Source organism: Haladaptatus sp. HS23 (assembly GCF_056892285.1).
The window spans coordinates 439,456-458,278 of record NZ_JBXGLH010000002.1; the positions used below are offsets into that span (position 1 = coordinate 439,456).

Sequence of the window (18,823 nt, forward strand, 5' to 3'; positions counted from 1 at the left end):
GGAGTACGAAACGTATTCACCGGGATACCAACGTTGATACCACCCCCAACGCCTACGAGTAGACAGTGTCATCACGTGTTGACTTTCTCGCGGGCGTTCGCGTCGCGCTGCCTATCACGCTCGGCATCATTCCGTTTGGGATGGTCACCGGCGTCGCCGCCGTCGACGTCGGAATTCCTGCGATACACGCCGTCGCGATGTCGGTCCTCATCTTCGCCGGGGCGTCGCAACTCGCGGCGACCGAACTCATCGGCCGAAATGCCCCGATTGCGGTCGTCGTCCTGACCGTCCTCGTCGTGAACCTCAGGATGATGATGTACAGCGCCTCCATCGCGCCGTACTTCGAACGCGAATCGGCGCGGTGGAAAGCGACGCTTTCGTACCTCCTCACCGACCAGGCCTACGCCATCTCCCTGCTGAAGTTCAGAAACGACGAAGCCACCAGCAGACGGTGGTATTTCCTCGGCGTTGGACTGTCGCTGTGGGTCGTGTGGCAGGCCGCCACCGTCGTCGGCATCCTCCTCGGCGCGAGCGTTCCCGAAGGTTGGCACCTCGAATTCACCATCCCGTTAGTCTTCCTCGCCGTGCTGGTTCCGGCGGTCACGGACCGCGCGACGCTGGTCGCGGCGGCCGTCGGCGGCACGACCGCGGTCGCGGCCAACGGCTTGCCGTTCGACCTCGGCCTCGTCGTGGCGGCAGTCGTCGGCATCGCCGCCGGCTACGCCACGGAGGAGGTGGCCTGAATGTCGCCCGCACCGACCACCGACTTCGACGCGGGAACGCTCTGGCTCGTCATCCTCGCCGCGGGCGTCGGCACCTACGCGATTCGCGTGTCGTTCATCGCCCTGTTCGGGCGATTAGACGAGGTTCCCGAGGGAGTCGAACGCGCCCTCCGGTTCGTTCCCGCGGCGGTCCTCGCCGCGCTGGTCGTCCCCCAGTTCGTCTACACCGACGGTACGCTGGCGCTCTCGCTCGACAACCTCCAGTTGTTCGCGGGCGCGTTCGCCGTCGCCGTCGCGTGGCGCACGGAGAACATTCTGGCGACCCTCGTCGCCGGAATGGGCGCGCTGTGGCTGTTGAGCTACCTCGCGTAGTCGCTTCGCTTTTCTCGTGTGGTCGTGGTAGACGGTTCCTCGGCAGTCCTACGAACTGCCGACGTTCCGCCAAATCGTCGCCGCGACGGCGACGACGACGCACGCCACCGCGAGCGCGGTCACGACCGAATTGCCGGAGGAGTCGAACCGCCACCCGAAAGCGACGTAGCCGACGACGCCGACGAGGCACGCGAGGAGACCGACGAACCGGAGGGAGGGGGATTGGGAACGCATGACATACATGTCGTCGCTTATTCGACAAAAAACCTGTCCACGTAGCGGGATGTGGACGAGACGGTTTTTCGGCGTTCGCTTTTCGTTCTTCTGCGATGGTACGAGCGGTCGCTGACAACGTCCATACCGCATCCGCCCCCGCACCGCCGGTGTCCCCACACCTCCCCGCCAGCGCGGCGATTCGCTCGCCGTTCGCATCGCTCCCGACTCGCGTAGAGCGCGCTGGCGCAACCTCCCGGCCGAGGAACCGAGCGCAAATCGTGGGGAAAATTCGAAATTTTACTCGTCGTTCTCCCGCAACTCCTTCACGCGGGCGATGTTCCACGAGAAGCCCTTGCCGTCTTCCGTCGGCGTTTCGAGGACGAGCGGCACGTCTTCGAGGTCGGGGTGGTTGATTATCGCGGACATGCCCTCCTCGCCGATGTACCCCTCACCGATGAGGGCGTGTTCGTCCTTGTTCGTGCCGCACTCGTGTTTCGAGTCGTTCAGGTGGATACACTTGAGGTGTTCGAGGCCGACGACGTCGTCGAACTCCTCGATGGTCTCCTCGACGCCCTCCTGCGTGGAGAGGTCGTAACCTGCGGCGAACGCGTGGGCCGTGTCGACACAGACGTCGAGGTCCTGCTCGGACTCCTCAAGTACCGTGGCGAGGTGTTCGAAGTCCCCGCCGAGTTTCGTCCCGCTTCCAGCGTCGCTTTCGATGAGGACGGTGACGCCCTCCGGGATGTCGAGTTCGTCCAGCGCGCTGGCGGCGTTGTCGAGGCCGCCTTCGACGCCCGCGCCGGTGTGCGCGCCGAGATGGACGTTGACGTATTCGACGCCGAGTTCGTCCGCGGCGTCCACCTCGGTCTGCATGCTGGCGATGGATTTCGCCCGGAGGTCGTCCTTCGGAGTGCAAAGGTTGACGAGGTACGAGGAGTGGATGACCCACGGGCCGTCGAGTTTCTCCTCGGTTTCGTCCACGAAGAGGGTGGTCTCCTCGTCGCTGAGGTCCGGGTCCTGCCACACCTGCGGCGAGGTGGTGAAAATCTGTCCGCAGTTGCCACCGAACGTGACCTGCCGACAGACCGCGTTCGCGATGTTGCCGTGTGGTGGTTTCGCTTCGTCGCTCGTGACCTTCGAACTGGAGATGGAAACGTGTGCGCCGACTCTCATAGTCACAGCCTACGGTTCGGAGGAGAAATGTACTTCGAAGCGCCGCCGACATATCCGGCAGGTTTCGCCACTTCTTCGACCCGACTCGTTAAGTCAGCAGTCCGAGAGAAGTTCGTCAGCGCGGCGAAGACGGGACAGTTTACGGCGTAGGAGGAAATTACGCGGTCGGGTCCTCGCGCCGCTTCGTCCACGCGTCGCTTCCGAACTTCGCCTTCGCGTGGTCGCGTGCGCGGGACAGTTCGTCGTCCGTCCACGACCCCGACGCCGCATCACCCCAGTCGCGGAGAGCCTCCTCGACGGCCGTAACCGCGTCGTCCCGGTCGATGCTGACCTCCTCGTTGATGGTCGTCACGCGTTCGTGGAACTCCGCCGCCGACGTTTCGGGCTTCGAAAACGTCGAGAGGTGACGCTTCGCGTCGAGAGCGAACTTCAGCGAGCCGTGTTGAATGACCGCGTCCTTCCGGCGGTACTGTGCGTTCCCGCTGATCTTCCGCCCGTTCGCCACCACGTCGTGTGCGGGGTGCAGTTCCCGGAGGTAACACGCCGGTTCGTGGATGACGGGAAGTTTCTCCTCGGTGAACCCGGCATCGACGCCCATCCGCTCGAACGCGTCGAAAATCGGCTCACAGAGGAGTTCGTAGGTCTCCATGAGGTCGCCCGGCAGTTCGTCGGCGGGGGCGATGATGGTGTAGGAGATGTCGCCGTAGTTGTCGTGATAGATGCCGCCGCCGCCCGTCGGCCGCCGCGTGACGGTGATGCCCTCCTCCTCGCAGAACGCCCAATTCACCGTCTCGGGTTCTTGGCGGTATCCGAGCGACAGCGTACTCGGGTCCCATCGGTACACACGGAGAGTCCGTGGTCCGCCGTCGGCGACGGTTTCGGCCGCGATTTCGTCAAGTGCCATGTTCATCGGGCCGTCCCACGATTCCTCTCGAACGAGTCGCCAGTCCCTATCCGCCAGCGTCATGCCAACATGTTCGCATGGCTGGACGAAATCGGTTACGGACGACGGACCGGCGAAAAGACCCCGACGAAACGGCGTATCCGGCGACGGTTGTAGCGGACGGAACCGCTACGACCGCTCGAAAATCCCCGTGAAACGGTCCTCGACCATCACGTGTCCCGCGAGCGCGTCGTCCAATCCCCGTCGCGGGACACCCGGAGGCAGGTCCAACACGTCATCGACGGCGAGCAGTCGAAACCGGTACTCGTGAGGGCCGTGTCCCTCCGGTGGGCGTGGGCCGCCGTATCCGATGTCGCCGAAGTCGTTCCGTCCCTGCGACGCGTCGCCGAGGGTCGTGACCGTCTCCGTCGTGGGCACGTCCTCCGGGATTTCGACGGTGTCCGGCGGCAGGTTCCACATCGTCCAGTGGGTGAACGTCGTGTTCGGTGCGTCGGGGTCGTCGACGATGAGGGCGAGCGACGCCGCGTCGTCGGGTGCGCCACCGACGGTCAGTTCCGGTGAGACGTCCGCGCCGTCCTTGGTGAACTTCTCGGGAATCGTCTCGCCGTGCGTGAACGCCGACGTTCGAATCGAGAGGTCGGTCATACGTCCCACGTCCGGTTCGCGTTTCAATAGGAATGGCGGCCGGGAGTCACTCCACCGTCTGCCACAACAGGAAGAGGACCACGATGAGCAGGAGTTGAACGAGTTTGTCCACGAGGCCGAGTGGTTCGTACACGTTCGGCCAGCGCAGGCCGAAGTACGCGGCGAACTGGATGCCGGTGTACGCGATACCGACCGGATACAGAATCCGTCGATTGAATCCCATCCAGAGGAGGACGATGGCCCCGAAGAAGCCCAATCCCGCCAAAACGAACAGGATTCCGAAGATACCCTCGCCGAGGTCTTCCACCCCTTCGTAGAGGTGAATGAGTCCGGTAATCGCGGCGAGAACGATGCCGACGTAGTCGAGCGACGCCAGTCCGTCTGTGTTGTCGAACCACGAACGAGTTTCGGTCGCCATACGAGCGGAGCAACCGCGAACGGGTTAGCGATGACGGCCATCGGTGTACCGCCCGACCGTTCGCGATGTTGGTTTACCCGTCCCGACCCGGACACAAAATCGGTGCACTGGTCCGAAACGGTCGGTTTAACAGCATGATGCCGAATAGAGAGCGTTGCGTCCTCTGTTGTTGGCGGAAGTAATGCCGGAGGCTCCCCCGTTTCTCCTCGCGTTCGCCGGCGTCCCGTCGCTGTTTCACTTCTGCCTCGAATCGCTCATGGGACGGACGCCGGGGAAGAAGTCGGTCGGCATCACCGTCGTTTCCGGGGACGGGTCGCCGCCATCGACGCGGGCGTTGGCGATACGGAACCTCCTCCGACCGCTCGACTTCGTGGTGGGCTACGGACTCGGCTTCGTCACGATGGTCATGACGGACCGCCGAAGCGAATCGACGACGCGATGGCGAAAACGGTCGTCGTGAAGGAGTAATCGGAACGTCGGAACTACACAACCAGCTAAATATTCTCCCGTCGTAACAGGTCATATGCGTCTCGTGCAGATACTCGTCCCTCGCGGCAAACGGACGGACGTTCTCGATGCACTGGACGAGGAGGGGGTAGACTACGCCGTGTTCGATGAAACCGGAAGAAAGGCGTACTCGGCGCTGGTCACGTTTCCCGTGCCGCCGAGCGCGGTCGAACCCATCCTCGAAAAACTTCGCGACGTGGGCGTCGAGGAGGACGCCTTTACGATCGTCTTACAGCCGGAAACGGTCGTTTCGAGGCGAATCGGCGAACTCAAGCGGCGGTATGCCGGGGTGAACATCGCCCGCGAGGAACTGCGCGACAGGGCGGCCGAGATGGCTCCCGACCGCTCGACGTTCTTCTCCATGACGGTCATCAGCACCATCATCGCGGCGACGGGGTTGTTGCTCGACTCGTCGGCCGTCATCATCGGCGCGATGGTCATCGCACCCCTGATGGGTCCGGCGATGGCCGCGAGCGTCGGGACGGTCGTGGACGAACCCGATTTGGTATCGCGGGGCGTCTGGTACCAGATTACCGGCCTGCTGGTCGCCATCGCGAGTGCGGCCCTCTTCGGCTTCCTCGTTCAGGGAACCGTCCTCATCCCGCCCGGACTCGACATCCGGACGATTCCGGCGATAACGGAGCGATTCACGCCGAACTTCCTGTCGTTGCTGTTGGCACTCGGTGCGGGTGCGGCGGGCGTCATCAGCCTCATGCGCGGTGCCGGGTCGGTCATCGTCGGCGTGATGATAGCAGTCGCGTTGGTCCCCCCGGCCGCTACCGTCGGTCTCGGAATCGCGTGGCTCGATTTCGGCGTCGCGTTGGGCGGGACGGTGAACGTCCTCGTGAACCTCCTCTCGATAAACCTGACCGCGCTGGCGTTGCTGTGGGTGTCCGGCTATCGCCCCGAACGGGTACGGTCCGTCGGGGAAGCCCGCTCCAGAACGCTCGTGCGAATCGCGGTCATCCTCGTCGCCATTGCGGTCCTCTCGCTCGGGCTGGGACTCGTCACCTACGGAACGAACCGAACGACGGTCTATCAGGAGCAGGCGAACGGCGAAGTTCACTCGCTGTTCGTCGGGGAGAACGCGCCGTATTCGGACTACCAACTCGTGGACTCCTCCGTGACGTACCCACCGCTGGATTTCTATCAGGGGAACCCCGCACACGTCCGAATCGTCACCGACCCGCCGGGCAGACCGCCGGACGACATCGCACAGAGGATCGACCGCGACATCACCCGACGAACGGGACAGCAAACGACCGTCGAAGTCGTGTTCGTGCAGTCACAAGAATCGACGTAAAGCGCGGTTCGGCGCTCCGGTCGAGGATTCGTTCGCCGGTCGGCAGTGATTTGTTGGCACGGACACGACGTCGGCAGTGATGACCGACGCTTCCTCGCGAACTACCTCCCCGACCGGACACCTTCACCACGTCGAACTGTACGCGAGCGACTTCGAGACGTCGGCCCCCTTCTGGGGATGGTTACTTGACGAACTCGGCTACTCGGTGTATCAGGACTGGGACGGCGGACGGTCGTGGGAACGAGGGGAAACGTACATCGTTCTCGTGCAAGCGGACGAGGCGTTCCGGGACGAACCGTACCACCGATGTCGTCCAGGGCTAAATCACCTCGCGTTTCACGCCGAATCGCGTGCGCACGTGGACGAACTGACGGCGAAGTTGCGTTCGCGGGACGTTCCGATTCTGTACGAAGACGACCACCCGTTCGCGGGTGGCGACGACCACTACGCCGTCTATTTCGAGGACCCGGAGCGAATCAAGGTCGAACTCGTCGCGCCGGAGTGACTTACTCGAGCAGTTCGACGAGGACGATTTTGGTTCCGTACAGGTCCTCGAAGTGGACGTAAACGCCGCTCTCGTCCGACGTCGGTTCCCCGAGAAACGTGACGCCCCGGTCGGAGAGCGTTTCGTAGGTTTCCCGACAGTCGCCGGTGTAGAAGACGAACGCCGGTTGGTCACCGGTCTGTCCGCCGACCAACTCCCGTTCATCGTCACCGACGGGTTCCATCAGCCAGATACCGACCGGCGACTGGTCTGAGCGGCCGACGTGAACCGTCCGATAGCCCTCCTCCAGTTCGGCGTCGTGGAGTACCTCGAAGTCGAGCGTTTCGGTGTAGAACTCGATGGCGTCGTCGTAGTCGTCCACCAACAGCGTCGTGCGACCGATTTCAGTCATCATGAACGCGCGGGAAAAGGGACGGTATCGAGATAACGGTGTGCCGTACGTGGAGTGAAAGTGGTCGGTTACGGGGCTTTGATGTACCCGTATTCCTCGTCCTGCAGTCTGGCGAGTTCGCCGGACCCGGAGGGGACGCCCTCGACGCCCGGCAACAAGTCGTCGTCCGTCGCACCCATTCCGTGGAGCGCGTTCCGACACGCGCGGAGGGCGATGTCGTAATTCCGCAGTTCGTTCACGAACTCCTCCAGTGCGGTGGTCGCCTCGACGAACATGCGGACGCCGGCACCGTTCGCGAGAACGATCACGTGGTCACCGGATTCGGAGACGCTCTCGTCGGCGACGAGGTTCAGGGTGTTCGCGATGGCTTCACGTTGCTCGTTCGGGTCAGCACTCGAAACGTGAATCACGGTTTTCATGACATACCGCACGGCGGGGAAGTCGATAACCAGAGTACGAATTCATCAGACGCTTTCACCCCAGAACATTGGCAACGGTTAACATGATTGGCGGCCTCGTATCGGCGGGGGAAACACGTATGAGCGATTCATCGACGCCGAAGTACAGTGCGTTCGTCACGCCGGAGAGCCCGGGCGAGCGGATGGGATTCGAGGGGTGTGACGTCCACGTCGTCCACCACGACCCCGGAACGGAGCGGGAGGAACACACCCACGGGGAAGAGCACATCATCTTCATCCGCTCGGGGCGGATGGAGTGGAGCGTGGACGGCGAAGCGCGCGAAACCGGACCGGGCGACACCATCGTCACGCCGGCCGACGTGCCGCACGGATGGAAGGTTCTCGGCGACGAGGCGTCGCAGGTGGTCTGTGTTACCGCGCCGCCGGAACCCGAAAGCGAACCCGGTGAACGGTAAGAGGTGTTCCGCCGTCCGCGCGTTACCGCCCGCGGACGAACGTTTCGATTCGGTTCGTCGCCTCGCGCAGTTCGGCCATCCCGGTCGCGTAAGAGGCGCGGAAGTGGCCCGCACCGCCCTCGCCGAAGGCGCTTCCGGGCACGACGGCGACGCCCTGTTCTTCGAGGAGTTCCTCCGCGAACACCTCGTCGTCGCCGCCGCACGCGGGGAAGGCGTAGAACGCGCCGCTGGCCTCGAAGCAGTCGAGGCCCATCTCGTCGAACCGCGAGAGGACGAACCGCCGACGGCGGTTGTACTCGTCGTGCATCTCGACGACGCTTCCCTCGCAACTCCGGAGCGCTTCCAACGCGGCGTACTGGGCGGTCACGGGAGCGGAGAGCATCGAATACTGATGAATCCGGTTCATCGCGGCGATGGCGTCGGTCGGACCGAGCGCGTAGCCTAGTCGAAGCCCCGTCATCGCGTAGGCCTTCGAGAAGCCGTTGAACACGATGGTTCGCTCGCGCATGCCGGGGAACGTCGAAATCGACGTGTGGTCGCCCCCGTAGGTCAGCGCGGCGTAAATCTCGTCGGAGAGGACGAACAGGTCGTGTTCCCGAACGAACTCCGCGACCTCCGCGAGTTGGTCCCTGCTCATCGTCGCGCCGGTCGGGTTGTTGGGATAACACAGCATCAGCGCATCGGCGTCGGCCGCACCCGCCGATTCCAGCGCGTCGTAGGTGAGCGCGAAGCCCTCCTCCGCCCGCGTCGGAACCGCCAACGGTTCGCCGCCCGCGAAGACGACGCCGGGGACGTAGGAGATGTACGACGGCTGGTGAACCGCCACGGTGTCGCCGGGGTTCACGAGCGCCCGCATCGCCACGTCGATGGCTTCGCTCGCACCCGCCGTCACTAAAATCTCGTCGTCCGGGTCGTAATCGAGGTCGTAGCGTTCCACGTGGTCCGCGATGGCCATCCGAAGGTCGCGGCGGCCGCGGTTCGCGGTGTAGGACGTTCGTCCCCGTTCCAGCGCGTCGATTGCGGCCGTTCGGGCGGCCCACGGCGCGGAGAAGTCGGGTTCGCCCACGCCGAGCGAGATGACGTCGTCGCGCTCCTCCGCGAGTTCGAAGAAGCGACGAATCCCCGAAGGAGGGACCTGTTGAACGCGGTCGGCGGGTTTCATGGCGAAACCGAGAGACGGTCGTCGTCGTCGCGGTCCTCGAACTCGATGCCGCGTTCCTTGTACGTCTCCATCACGAAGTGCGTCACCGTCTGTGTCACCTCCGGGATGGGCGCGATCTGCTCGGAGACGAAGTTGGACACGTCGTGCATCGACTCGCCTTCCACGTCGACGGCGAAGTCGTAGTCGCCGCTTATCAGTCGCAGCGAGACGACCGCCGGGAATTTCGCGATTCGACGCGCTATCTCCTCGTAGCCGGTTTCCCGGTCGAGTTCGACGTTGAGTTCGACCTCCGCTTGCACGTGTTGGTCGTCGATGTTGTGCCAGTCCACGACCGCCTGATAGCCGCGGACGACGCCCTCGGATTCGAGTTCAGCGACCAGCGATTCCACTTCCGACTCCGACAGGCCGGTCTGTCGTGCGAGGTCGGGGGTGCTCTCGCGGGCGTTCGACAGGAGCAGTTCCAGTAGTTCCCGTTTCGACTCCATAGCACCCCTTTCTGGACGGGAGCACAAGTAGTTTGGCCGCACCTGACAACGGACTGGTGGGACGCGGGGACTGATGGAAGACAGTTACCGCGACGCCTCGCAGTTCTTCCCACAATCTCGACATCTCGTTTTCCGCGAATCAAAAACTACTAACCTCTGTTTAGGCATACCTAAACTCGTATGTCTGGAACACCACCCACTCCGTCCCGACGTGACTATCTCCGGGGCGGCGGTGCGCTCGTCGCTGGCAGTCTCCTCGCCGGTTGTAGTGGCGATGGTTCGAACGCGAACTCCGAGAAAACGTTGGACGAAGGTACGACCGACGAAGGAACGTCCACGGAGTCCGGGAAAACGACGACGGACGGCGGCCCGTACTCGGTGTCGATGGCACCGATGGGCGACGTCGAGTTCGATAGCGTCCCGGAAAGCGCGTTCGTGCTCTTTCCCCAGTACGCGGACATGGCGGTCGCGCTCGGCCACGGCGACGCCGTGAACTCCGTCTACGTCCCCGAGATGTCGGGCAAGACGATGAACACCTACTACGACCGACTCGACGGCGTCTCCTTCGAGTGGAAGGGCCTGCCCGACCCCTTCGGGAACGGCATCAGCAAGGAACTGCTCTACCAACTCGACAGCGACGTTCACTTCCTCGACCCGGCGTACCTCTCCACGCAGAAGAACTGGTCGAAGTCGGACATCGACAAGGTCGGAAACACCCTCGCGCCGTGGTTCGGCAACTTCTACAGCGGAACGAACGGGCAACCGCCGAAGGAGTACCGTGACGGATATCAGTACTACGGTCTCTGGGACATGTTCGGCAAGGTAGCGTCGGTGTTCCAAGAGCAGGAGCGCTACGACGCGCTCACGAAAATCCACTCGAACGTGATTTCGACCATCGAGAAGAAGCTTCCGCCGAAGTCGGAGCGTCCGACCGCCGTCCGCGTCACCTTCAGCGACGGCAAGTTCTACACGTACCACCTCAACAAACCCGGCTACTGGTTAGCGGACACGCGCCCGTTAGGTGCCAAGGACGCCTTCGCGGACAAGGATTGGGGAAACCTGTGGGGCACCGTCGATTACGAGACGATGCTCGAAGTCGATCCGGACGTCATTCTCCACCTGTGGGGCGTCTCGCCGGGCTACTATGTGGACGAGATGGAAAAGAAGATACGGAATCACCCCGCCGGAGGGAAGCTTTCGGCAATCGAGAACGACCGCTTCTACGCCGCTGGGATGCGGTATCAGGGGCCGATAATGAACCTCTTCCAGTTGGAAATGACGGCAAAACAGCTGTATCCCGACCAGTTCGGCGCGTGGCCGGGCTACGAGAAGGGCAAGCCGTACCCGGAGATTCCGAAGGACGAACAGCTGTTCGACCGGAAGAAACTCGCCGCCATCATCACCGGAAAGTAGCCGTCACCACCAGCCGGGACCGTCGTCTGCGGTTTCCGGTTTCGTCCCATATAGCGCGGCCGAGTGAATCTCGACGGGACTCCACGGCTCGAAGTCGCCTTGACCGCACATGTTCCACCACCGTTTCTCTTCTCGGTTCCAGTAGACGCCGTTGAAGTTGAGTTCCGGGCAGTACCACGTCCCCGTCGTGTCCATGATCAAATCGACACTCCACGACTCGGAGAACTCGCCCGCAATCCGGTCGGCGTACCGGCGCGGCGTGGAGAGGTCCACGCTCCGAATCACGGGGTCGAGATAGTCGTAGGTGTCGTCACAGACGTTCCTCGCTCGCTCCGCGGTCGGCGGCGTGTGGCCGAGAACGTCGCCGTCGTCCACGAAGAATCGAACCGACGGGTGGCAGTTGTGGTTCGGGTGCCGACAGAAATCGAAGTCGAGCCACTCGCGCACGACGAGTCCGCCGCCGTGAGGCCAGCCCTGTTCGCCGTTCTGCGTGAGCAACGATTCGACCACCCGGTCTATCACGTCCGCCTCGGGGCGGTAGATGAGCGACCCGTCGCGGAGCCGAACCGTCGCCGCCTTGACCTGCGTCCGGACGAACGCCCGGTCGTACTCGTTTCGCTCCATGAAGTCGAGAATCGCGTCTGTGTCCCAGTGGATTCCCTCCTCATCGGTTTCGAGCGGGACGAGCCTCGTCTTCGGAACCGGCACGTCCAACTCCTCGAGACGGGACCAGTAGCTGTCGAAGCGACAGCGCTCGTCGGCGAAGTCGGAGATGTAGAGCGGAGCGGCGGAGGGCACGGACGAACGTTCAGTATCGAGTACCTTCACAGTGTCGCGAGTGTGACACCGTTTGTCAGCCATCATTCCGCGGACGAACCGCCGAAAACGCATATATGAGATAGCGTGGTATCACTTCGCATGCCAGAAGGCTATATCTGTGACGAATGCGGCGATTTCCTCACCGTCAAACCGCACTCGGTGTTCCGCTACGGCCCAGGGGGGACGGAACAGGACCGCGAATTCACGTTCTGTGAGGAGTGTGCACCCAACATCGTCAAGGAACACGGGTGGTCACCCCCGAGTCGCGATGAGGGACCCTCGGTGTAGGAAAAGCGGCAAGTCAGGTGGGGAGTCGGCGGTCAATCGTCGGCGCGTCGAACCGAGAGCCATCATTTTCGACACAGATGGCCGCGGCCGTGAACGAGGGAAGCGAACGATGAGACGAAGGGGTGTCAGCATCCGTCGGAACGGGGGACCTCCTATCGATGGTCGGTATCCACCGCGCGACCATTTTGTATAGCGATATACAATTTGTGGCCCGAATTGACCCGAGTGAAACGACACGACGGGACGTGCCGCGAGGCACTTCCATACGACAAAGGTAGTATTGGATACATGTATAGAACTGATAGTGTAATAGTTTTAATTTGTTATAAAAAGGTGAGGGAACCGTAGCCTTATAAGACGTTGCCGGACGTTAGCAACGCCGTAACCATGTCAGATGCTAGCGCACGAACTGTACGGGAGCAGTGGGGGAGTCGCTTCGGCTTCCTCATGGCGATGCTCGGCGCGATGGTCGGCGCGGGAAACATATGGCGAATGCCGTTCACGACGGGGGAAAACGGAGGTGGTGCGTTCCTCGTGGCGTACATCATCCTCCTGTTCCTCATCGCCGTTCCCGGCCTGATGGCCGAGACGGTGTTCGGGTCGTACACGAATCGCGGCGTCATCGGGGCGTTCAAATCCGCCTTCGGCGAGGGCCGGGCGGAAGGTCTCGGGTTAGTCGTCGTCCTCGTGAACATCGCGCTCATGTCGTACTATGCGCCCATCATCGGGTGGACGCTGTACTACGCGGCCCACTCGCTCCTCCTGACCTTCTCGCAAGGGGGCTTCGCGTCGGGGGCGTTCTGGGACGCGTTCTCCGGGTCGCCGTTGCTCACCGTCGGGATGGACACTATCGCGATGGCGGCGACGGCGGGCGTCCTGCTGTTCGGCATCAAGGACGGCATCGAACGCGTCGTCAAATGGATGATTCCGTTCCTCGTCCTCGCGCTCATCGCGATCGGAATCAAAGGACTCACGCTCCCCGGTTCGATGGATGGACTCGCGTTCGCGTTCACCCCGAAATGGGAGTACCTCAGTAAATCGTCCACGTGGATCGCCGCGCTCGGACAGGCGCTGTTCTCCACCGGACTCGGTTGGGGTATCGCACTCACCTTCGGGAGCTACCTCAGCAAGAACGACGACGTACCCCTCGGCGGCGGGGTGTTCACCGCCATCGGTAACACGAGCATCGGTCTGCTCGCCATCTTCGCCACCTTCCCGGCGGTGTTCGCGTTCGACCTCGAACCGAGCGCCGGTTCCCAACTGGCGTTCGTCGCGCTCCCCAAAGTGTTCGGAGGCATGGCGGGCGGGCAGGTGTGGGCTATCCTATTCTTCGTCGGTTTCCTGTTCGCGACGTTCTCGTCCGGACTCGCCATCACGGAAGTCGCGGTGACGACGATTTCCGAGGAGACGAGATTGAGCCGGAAGAGCACCGTGCTCGCCGTCGTCGGTATCATTTGGCTGCTCAGCCTACCGAGCGCCTATTCCGGGGACTTCCTCAACACGATGGACTTCATGTTCGGGAACTGGGGCCTGCCGCTCGCGACCCTGCTCATTATCCTGACTGTCGGGTGGAAACTTGAAGCCGAACCCATGCGCGTCATCGCGCTCAACCGCAATTCGGACATCCACGTCGGCAGATGGTGGGTCGGTATCATCAAGTATCTCATCCCGATAGTGATGGTGTTGATAATGGCCATATACGTCGTGACATACGTGAGCAAATCGCTGGCCCAGACGGTCGGCGGCGTCGTGTTGATGGCCGTCCTGCTCGTCGGTTCCGTCATCATCATGGGCGCACTTCGCGGACGGGGTGGAACGAGTGAATCACCCGAAACTGCGACCGAAGGGGGTAACTGAGATGGCGCTCTCGATGATCACGTGGGTAGTCATGCTCGGTGCGATCGCCGTCCTCTGGGGAACCGCGGTGTGGGCGCTCTTCCGCTCGCTACGGGACGAGGACGAAAAGCTCGAACTGCTGAACGAACAGGGAGAAATCGACACCTACTCGCCGCGCTCCTTGACGGAGCTACGGAAGTGGATACGCGACAACCCCGGCGACAAACACGCGTCCGAGGCCCGCGACCGGTACAACGAGTGTGTCGAGACGCTCCGGCGCATCGATACGACGTTCTACGACTGGAGTCGGGAGGAGATCGACTCGCTGGAGAAGCTGTAGCGGCACGGGAGCCGATTTTTTGAACCGCGGAGGGTCGAAGTCAACGGGGACCGTTTCGACTCATTCGGTGCGACAGGGGAGCGATTCGAGTCCGTACAGAATCTGGCTGGGAACCGGTTTCTTGGTCGCTTCGGTGGGTTCGACGACGTCGAACCGTTCGAACAGGGCTTCGAGCGCCACGTCCGCCTCGACGCGCGCGAGCGGGGCACCGAGGCAGTAGTGGATACCCTTCCCGAACGCGATGTGTCGGTTCGGACTTCGTTCGGATCGGAACTCGTCGGGCGCGTCGAACACGTCGGGGTCGCGGTTCGCGGACCCGACCCACGCCGAGATCAGATCACCGGATTCGATGGTTTTTCCGCCGAGTTCGACGTCGCGGGCGGCAACGCGGCGAAGCGACTGCACGGGGGAACGATATCGAAGCACCTCCTCGATGGCCCGTTTCCGGTCGATATCGCCCGTCCGAACGGCGTCGGTCACGCCGTGGTCGTCGAAACACCAGACGGCGTTCGTGATGAGGTTCGTCGTGGTGATGTTGCCCGCGGTGAGAAGGAGCATGCAGAACCCGATCTTCTCGCTTCGTTCGAGGTCGTCGCTGGTCGCGGCGAGCGTGACGAGGTCGTCGCCGTCGCCGTCGGCGCGCTCGTCGAGCAGGTCGGCGAAGTAATCGCTCATCTCACGGGACGCTCGTTGCCGGCGTTCTTGGTTCTTCTCGATCGCCGCTTCCGTCTCGTCGCGTGGGCTGGCGACGAGCGCGTCGGACCACGCCTTGAACTGGTCACGGCGGTCGGCGGGGATACCGAGCAGTTCCGCGATGACGGTCACGGGAAACGGATACGCGAAATCGCCGACGATTTCGATTCGGTCTTCGTCCTCGATAGCGTCCAGAAACTCGTCCGCCAACTCCTCGATTCGCGGTCGGAATTCACGTATCGTTCCCGGCCGAAACCGTTCGTCGACGAAGCCACGAAGCCTGTCGTGTTCCGGTGGTTCCGTGTTGATCATCGTCCGGTTGAACGCCTGGTCGTCCTCGTCGAACGACACCTCCGTTGCGTTCCGCACGCCCGACGTGAAGGCGTCGTGATCGGAGAGAACCCGGTCGACGTCCTCGTACCGGAAGACGTCCCAGATGTTCCGACGCTCGTCGTACCGTATCGGTGCATTCTGGCGCATCTCCGCGTACCAGTCGAACGGTGCGAGTTGTCGCTCTCTGTCGCGCAGTTCCGTGGGAGGGCGGAGGGCCGCGTTCGGTCTGTCGGGGGAATCCATCGACTGAATAATCGTTCAGTCAGTTTGTAGGTTTTTCGGTCGAGTTACCTTCCGGTACGAATGGCATCGAAGTCTGAAATCCACGGATACCTGCGTTTCGACGAGCAGGCGAACCCGACTCATCGTCGCGCTCGAAGACGTCGCCCAAACGTTCAACTCGCCGGGAAGTAGCGCCGCCGCCAGGGGACTCCCGAAAGCGGTGCGAGGACTCCTCGTCAAAATAGTCGAAGATTCGGCCGTCGAGGCGGTTCAGGTCGCGTTCGTTATCGTCGTCATGCTCGTCCTCATTCAGTTGTTACTCTCCGGATTCCTGCCCGGAAACCAGCGGTCAGAGAACGCCGAGTAGCGTGGGAAAAGTCGCTCCTAGCGATGCGGGGCGTCGGTCGGCGGCGCGACGACCGCGTCACGTTCGCGCGCCACCTTTCTCCGCCCCATCGCGGTGGCGACGAGGGAGACGCCGCTCGCGAACAGGTTCACGCCGAAGACGAGGCCGATGGTACGGAGCGCGCCGACCGGCGAGACGAACAGGACGATAGCGCCGGCCACCAACGCGACGACGCCACTGAGGACGAGCCACGGCCATCCCGACTCTGGACGGGTTCGAAGACCCATCCCGAGTTCGAGCAGGCCGCCGAGGAGGAAGAAGACGAGCAGCAGGGCCGTAAACGACGTCGCTTCGACCAGCGGATTGAGGAGGAGCGCGAGGCCGAAGACCGTATAGACGGCCGCGAGGAGCATCTCTAACCGCCTCCCCTTCCACTCCCTCGCGCCGAACCCCGTCGCCGTGAGAACCGTCCCACCGATCAGTAACAACACGCCGAACAGCAACGAGACGGCGATGGCCGCCGCGAACGGGAGCACGATGAGGACGCTCCCCAGTCCGACGAGTACCTGTTCTACACCGACGACGGCGACGATACTCAGGATAACCAGTAGTACCCCGACACTCAGAAAGAGTCGCCAGTTTTCCGCCGCCACGTTCGGTATTCGTTCCCGCGAATGCTCTTCAGGTCGAACGTCGTGACTCATTTTTCCCCCTCCGTTTTGCCCTACGCCGGGGAACAGCATAAACGAATAGTCGACCGGAACGGACCTCTATGGAACGGACGCGACGTCACCTGGAAGCGACGAACAGATAGAGACCGCCGAGGACGAACAACGCACCCACGAACAGGAAGAAGACCCCTGTGTAGTCGACCAGTTTTCCCGCGAACAGGCGAATGAGGGCGATACCGAAGATGAACGACGCGAACCCCGTTCTGATGTACGAGAGAATCGTTCGGGTCCACGCGAGACGCGTCGTTCGGTCGCCGGAAATTCCGCCCCGCCCGTCGGCCACGTCGGTCGAGTCGTTCGACATGGGGTCGAAGTCGACTCGACGACACAAATCTCTGTTTCCGTGCGCAGATGGTTACGGTACTACCGTCGGGTCGTTACCGTTTACACGCACCTGTCACAGTCAAGAGGGGCGACTTCGCTATATCGTCGGCTAGCGTACCTTGACCTATGGCAACGAATTGGAGAGCGGTGATGATCGGATTCATCGTCATGGTCGTCATCGGCACGTTCGGAGGAATCGTCCTGCCAGTCGTCGGTACCATCGGTGGGGGTATAATCGGGGGATTCGTCGCTGGCTACATGGCGGGGGAAGGGATCGGAAACGGAACGTGGAACGGATTGCTCGCAGGCGCGTTCGGCGGCATCGTCGGGGCGATATTGCTCGCGGTCGGCGGCGCGCTCGTCGGGAGTCTCGCGGGACCCGTGGGAAGCGTGTTCGCGGGAACAGGGGTGCTCCTCGCCGGCATCGTCGTCGCCCTCCTGTTCGCCGTTCCGAGCGGTATCGCGGGAGCGCTCGGTGGGTGGTTGAAGGGTTCGCGGCAGAAGCGCGGCGTCAAGCCGCCCGAACCTGCGGCCCGCTGAATCGCTCCCCGACTCGTGGCGCAAGCCCCTTACGCACCGGACGAGTAGGCGAACGCGATGGTTCGGAACGTCGCACCCGAGATGGCCGAGTTGGAACAAGAGGACTTCTATCTCCTCTCGGGCGTCGAACAGGGGATGCGCTTTAGCGAGTGGGTACAGAAGGAGAAGATTCCAAACTTCTCGCGGTTGACCGCCGAGGAAGTGGCGTATCGAATCGACCGCTGTCTCGACCGCGAACTCCTCCAACGTAAGACCATCCAGTACGAGGGCTACACGCTCACGTTCGAAGGGTACGACGCGCTCGCACTCCGGGCGTTTTCCGAACGAGATACGATTCAGGGCGTCGGCTCACCGCTCGGCGTCGGCAAGGAAAGCGACGTGTACGAAGTGCAGTCGTTTCGCCCGTTGGCGTTGAAGTACCACCGCGAGGGGTACACCAACTTCCGCGAGGTGATGAAAGAGCGCGATTACACGTCCGACCGCGAGCACGTCTCGTGGCTCTACACCGCTCGGAAAGCCGCCGAACGGGAGTACGATATCCTCGAAGCGCTGTACCCTGACGTGAGCGTCCCGCGTCCCATCGACCACAATCGCCACGCCATCGTGATGGAGAAGATAGACGGCGTGGAACTCGCGCGCTCGAAGTTCGAGGACGAACAGGTCGTTCCCGTCCTCGACCTCGTGCTCCGCGAGGTAAGCGACGCGTACGAAGGCGGATACGTCCATGCGGACATGAGCGAGTACAACGTGTTCGTCAACAGCGACGGAATCACCATCTTCGACTGGCCGCAATCGATTCCGACCGACCACCAGAACGCAGCGGAGTTCCTCGAACGCGATGTTCGCAACATCGTGGGCTACTTCGAGCGGAAATACCCCCGACTCGTCAGGGACGTGGACGTACCGGAAGTCGCGCGCGCAATCGCAGAAAACGAGTTCGAATCGGTCAGCAACCACGTGGACGACGGGCCCTAAATGACGTAGGACACCACCGCCAACACCAGGAACACGATTATCAACCACTTGGCGATGTCCATCGACATGCCAGCGACGCCACCCGCGCCGAGTACGCCAGCGATGATGGCGAGGACGGCGAACGCGATTGCGAGTCCGAGAATCGCCATTAGCGACTCACCTCGACGACGCCGTATCTGTGTGCGAGATACATGTACGGTGATTACTCGGCTAGTTACTTCCCGTCATGGGCTGAATTAGCAAGTACTGTATGTTATTTGGGGCCGAAAGGAAATTTTATCAACTG

Annotated in this window: 28 protein-coding genes; 14 read left to right on the forward strand and 14 right to left on the reverse strand. The window is 62.4% G+C overall.

All coding sequences use genetic code 11. The features are described 5' to 3' along the window. The first annotated feature begins 65 nt into the window (after positions 1-65). Together AC1XDK_RS08460 and AC1XDK_RS08465 are read left to right on the forward strand one after the other, a co-directional pair. Positions 66-743, forward strand: coding sequence for an AzlC family ABC transporter permease (locus tag AC1XDK_RS08460; protein ID WP_483349393.1), 678 nt, complete (start codon positions 66-68; stop codon positions 741-743). Next, entirely contained in the window at positions 744-1,094 is a 351-nt protein-coding gene (locus AC1XDK_RS08465; RefSeq protein WP_483349394.1) for an AzlD domain-containing protein, read from the forward strand. A 48-nt stretch (positions 1,095-1,142) separates the two neighbouring features. Here AC1XDK_RS08465 and AC1XDK_RS08470 read toward each other — a convergent pair whose 3' ends face one another. After that, positions 1,143-1,328 carry a hypothetical protein gene (locus tag AC1XDK_RS08470; protein ID WP_483349395.1) on the reverse strand — a complete coding sequence of 62 codons (186 nt, stop codon included), beginning with the start codon at positions 1,326-1,328 and terminating at the stop codon, positions 1,143-1,145. Between the two features lie 279 nt (positions 1,329-1,607). Continuing rightward, positions 1,608-2,483, reverse strand: coding sequence for a deoxyribonuclease IV (locus AC1XDK_RS08475; protein ID WP_483349396.1), 876 nt, complete (start codon positions 2,481-2,483; stop codon positions 1,608-1,610). Between the two features lie 27 nt (positions 2,484-2,510). On the opposite strand from AC1XDK_RS08475, the gene AC1XDK_RS08480 reads away from it, so the two are divergent. Then, positions 2,511-2,633 (forward strand): hypothetical protein, encoded by a 123-nt coding sequence (locus tag AC1XDK_RS08480; RefSeq protein ID WP_483349398.1) that lies wholly within the window; start codon positions 2,511-2,513, stop codon positions 2,631-2,633. Between the two features lie 7 nt (positions 2,634-2,640). On the opposite strand, the gene AC1XDK_RS08485 is transcribed toward AC1XDK_RS08480, so the two are convergent. The 3 genes from AC1XDK_RS08485 to AC1XDK_RS08495 all read right to left on the reverse strand — a co-directional run bounded on the left by AC1XDK_RS08485 (position 2,641) and on the right by AC1XDK_RS08495 (position 4,450). Next, positions 2,641-3,450 carry a lipoate--protein ligase family protein gene (locus tag AC1XDK_RS08485; RefSeq protein ID WP_483349399.1) on the reverse strand — a complete coding sequence of 270 codons (810 nt, stop codon included), beginning with the start codon at positions 3,448-3,450 and terminating at the stop codon, positions 2,641-2,643. A 105-nt stretch (positions 3,451-3,555) separates the two neighbouring features. Then, positions 3,556-4,032, reverse strand: a complete 477-nt coding sequence (locus AC1XDK_RS08490; RefSeq protein WP_483349400.1) for a YbhB/YbcL family Raf kinase inhibitor-like protein — start codon at positions 4,030-4,032, stop codon at positions 3,556-3,558. 46 nt (positions 4,033-4,078) lie between these two features. Next, positions 4,079-4,450 (reverse strand): DUF7475 family protein, encoded by a 372-nt coding sequence (locus AC1XDK_RS08495; RefSeq protein ID WP_483349401.1) that lies wholly within the window; start codon positions 4,448-4,450, stop codon positions 4,079-4,081. 181 nt (positions 4,451-4,631) lie between these two features. On the opposite strand from AC1XDK_RS08495, the gene AC1XDK_RS08500 reads away from it, so the two are divergent. From AC1XDK_RS08500 to AC1XDK_RS08510, 3 genes are all read left to right on the forward strand, one after another. After that, complete coding sequence (locus tag AC1XDK_RS08500) at positions 4,632-4,910, forward strand: RDD family protein (protein ID WP_483349402.1); 279 nt, start codon at positions 4,632-4,634, stop codon at positions 4,908-4,910. A 63-nt stretch (positions 4,911-4,973) separates the two neighbouring features. After that, entirely contained in the window at positions 4,974-6,260 is a 1,287-nt protein-coding gene (locus AC1XDK_RS08505) for a TIGR00341 family protein (protein ID WP_483349403.1), read from the forward strand. 79 nt (positions 6,261-6,339) lie between these two features. Continuing rightward, entirely contained in the window at positions 6,340-6,765 is a 426-nt protein-coding gene (locus tag AC1XDK_RS08510; protein ID WP_483349404.1) for a VOC family protein, read from the forward strand. 1 nt (position 6,766) lies between these two features. Here the strand turns inward: AC1XDK_RS08510 and AC1XDK_RS08515 are convergent, their stop codons facing one another. Next, a complete protein-coding gene (locus AC1XDK_RS08515; RefSeq protein ID WP_483349406.1) occupies positions 6,767-7,159 on the reverse strand; it encodes a VOC family protein in 393 nt (130 codons plus the stop codon). 65 nt (positions 7,160-7,224) lie between these two features. After that, positions 7,225-7,575 (reverse strand): DsrE family protein, encoded by a 351-nt coding sequence (locus tag AC1XDK_RS08520; protein ID WP_483349407.1) that lies wholly within the window; start codon positions 7,573-7,575, stop codon positions 7,225-7,227. Between the two features lie 119 nt (positions 7,576-7,694). Here AC1XDK_RS08520 and AC1XDK_RS08525 point away from each other — a divergent pair, with 119 nt between their 5' ends. After that, a complete protein-coding gene (locus AC1XDK_RS08525; RefSeq protein ID WP_483349408.1) occupies positions 7,695-8,030 on the forward strand; it encodes a cupin domain-containing protein in 336 nt (111 codons plus the stop codon). 22 nt (positions 8,031-8,052) lie between these two features. Here the strand turns inward: AC1XDK_RS08525 and AC1XDK_RS08530 are convergent, their stop codons facing one another. Further along, the gene (locus AC1XDK_RS08530; protein WP_483349409.1) at positions 8,053-9,192 is read right to left on the reverse strand and encodes a pyridoxal phosphate-dependent aminotransferase; all 1,140 of its coding nucleotides are present in this window, start codon (positions 9,190-9,192) and stop codon (positions 8,053-8,055) included. After that, positions 9,189-9,677 carry an Lrp/AsnC family transcriptional regulator gene (locus tag AC1XDK_RS08535; RefSeq protein WP_483349411.1) on the reverse strand — a complete coding sequence of 163 codons (489 nt, stop codon included), beginning with the start codon at positions 9,675-9,677 and terminating at the stop codon, positions 9,189-9,191. The genes AC1XDK_RS08530 and AC1XDK_RS08535 overlap by 4 nt, the downstream gene beginning before the upstream one ends. 180 nt (positions 9,678-9,857) lie before the next feature. On the opposite strand from AC1XDK_RS08535, the gene AC1XDK_RS08540 reads away from it, so the two are divergent. Continuing rightward, positions 9,858-11,090 (forward strand): ABC transporter substrate-binding protein, encoded by a 1,233-nt coding sequence (locus tag AC1XDK_RS08540; protein ID WP_483349412.1) that lies wholly within the window; start codon positions 9,858-9,860, stop codon positions 11,088-11,090. Positions 11,091-11,093: 3 nt separating this feature from the next. Here the strand turns inward: AC1XDK_RS08540 and AC1XDK_RS08545 are convergent, their stop codons facing one another. Beyond that, on the reverse strand, positions 11,094-11,888 hold the full coding sequence (locus tag AC1XDK_RS08545) for a hypothetical protein (RefSeq protein WP_483349413.1): 795 nt from the start codon (positions 11,886-11,888) through the stop codon (positions 11,094-11,096). Positions 11,889-12,008: 120 nt separating this feature from the next. Between AC1XDK_RS08545 and AC1XDK_RS08550 the strand changes: the two genes are divergently transcribed. From AC1XDK_RS08550 to AC1XDK_RS08560, 3 genes are all read left to right on the forward strand, one after another. Next, entirely contained in the window at positions 12,009-12,197 is a 189-nt protein-coding gene (locus AC1XDK_RS08550; RefSeq protein WP_483349414.1) for a hypothetical protein, read from the forward strand. Between the two features lie 387 nt (positions 12,198-12,584). Next, on the forward strand, positions 12,585-14,054 hold the full coding sequence (locus AC1XDK_RS08555) for a sodium-dependent transporter (protein ID WP_483349415.1): 1,470 nt from the start codon (positions 12,585-12,587) through the stop codon (positions 14,052-14,054). 1 nt (position 14,055) lies between these two features. Further along, positions 14,056-14,373 (forward strand): DUF8026 family protein, encoded by a 318-nt coding sequence (locus AC1XDK_RS08560; protein WP_483349417.1) that lies wholly within the window; start codon positions 14,056-14,058, stop codon positions 14,371-14,373. Positions 14,374-14,433: 60 nt separating this feature from the next. On the opposite strand, the gene AC1XDK_RS08565 is transcribed toward AC1XDK_RS08560, so the two are convergent. Continuing rightward, a complete protein-coding gene (locus AC1XDK_RS08565; protein WP_483349418.1) occupies positions 14,434-15,642 on the reverse strand; it encodes a cytochrome P450 in 1,209 nt (402 codons plus the stop codon). Positions 15,643-15,841: 199 nt separating this feature from the next. Here AC1XDK_RS08565 and AC1XDK_RS08570 point away from each other — a divergent pair, with 199 nt between their 5' ends. Next, positions 15,842-15,988, forward strand: a complete 147-nt coding sequence (locus AC1XDK_RS08570) for a hypothetical protein (protein WP_483349419.1) — start codon at positions 15,842-15,844, stop codon at positions 15,986-15,988. 17 nt (positions 15,989-16,005) lie between these two features. Here the strand turns inward: AC1XDK_RS08570 and AC1XDK_RS08575 are convergent, their stop codons facing one another. Both AC1XDK_RS08575 and AC1XDK_RS08580 read right to left on the reverse strand, forming a co-directional pair. Further along, a complete protein-coding gene (locus tag AC1XDK_RS08575) occupies positions 16,006-16,671 on the reverse strand; it encodes an HdeD family acid-resistance protein (protein WP_483349420.1) in 666 nt (221 codons plus the stop codon). 85 nt (positions 16,672-16,756) lie between these two features. Next, on the reverse strand, positions 16,757-17,002 hold the full coding sequence (locus AC1XDK_RS08580; protein WP_483349421.1) for a DUF202 domain-containing protein: 246 nt from the start codon (positions 17,000-17,002) through the stop codon (positions 16,757-16,759). A gap of 146 nt (positions 17,003-17,148) precedes the next feature. Here AC1XDK_RS08580 and AC1XDK_RS08585 point away from each other — a divergent pair, with 146 nt between their 5' ends. Together AC1XDK_RS08585 and AC1XDK_RS08590 are read left to right on the forward strand one after the other, a co-directional pair. Next, positions 17,149-17,562, forward strand: a complete 414-nt coding sequence (locus AC1XDK_RS08585; RefSeq protein ID WP_483349422.1) for a DUF5518 domain-containing protein — start codon at positions 17,149-17,151, stop codon at positions 17,560-17,562. Positions 17,563-17,619: 57 nt separating this feature from the next. Further along, positions 17,620-18,537, forward strand: a complete 918-nt coding sequence (locus tag AC1XDK_RS08590) for a serine/threonine-protein kinase RIO2 (RefSeq protein WP_483349423.1) — start codon at positions 17,620-17,622, stop codon at positions 18,535-18,537. Here AC1XDK_RS08590 and AC1XDK_RS08595 read toward each other — a convergent pair. Beyond that, positions 18,534-18,686: a DUF1328 family protein gene (locus AC1XDK_RS08595; protein ID WP_483349424.1), complete on the reverse strand. Its 153-nt coding sequence runs from the start codon at positions 18,684-18,686 to the stop codon at positions 18,534-18,536. The genes AC1XDK_RS08590 and AC1XDK_RS08595 overlap by 4 nt on opposite strands. Positions 18,687-18,823: the final 137 nt, after the last annotated feature.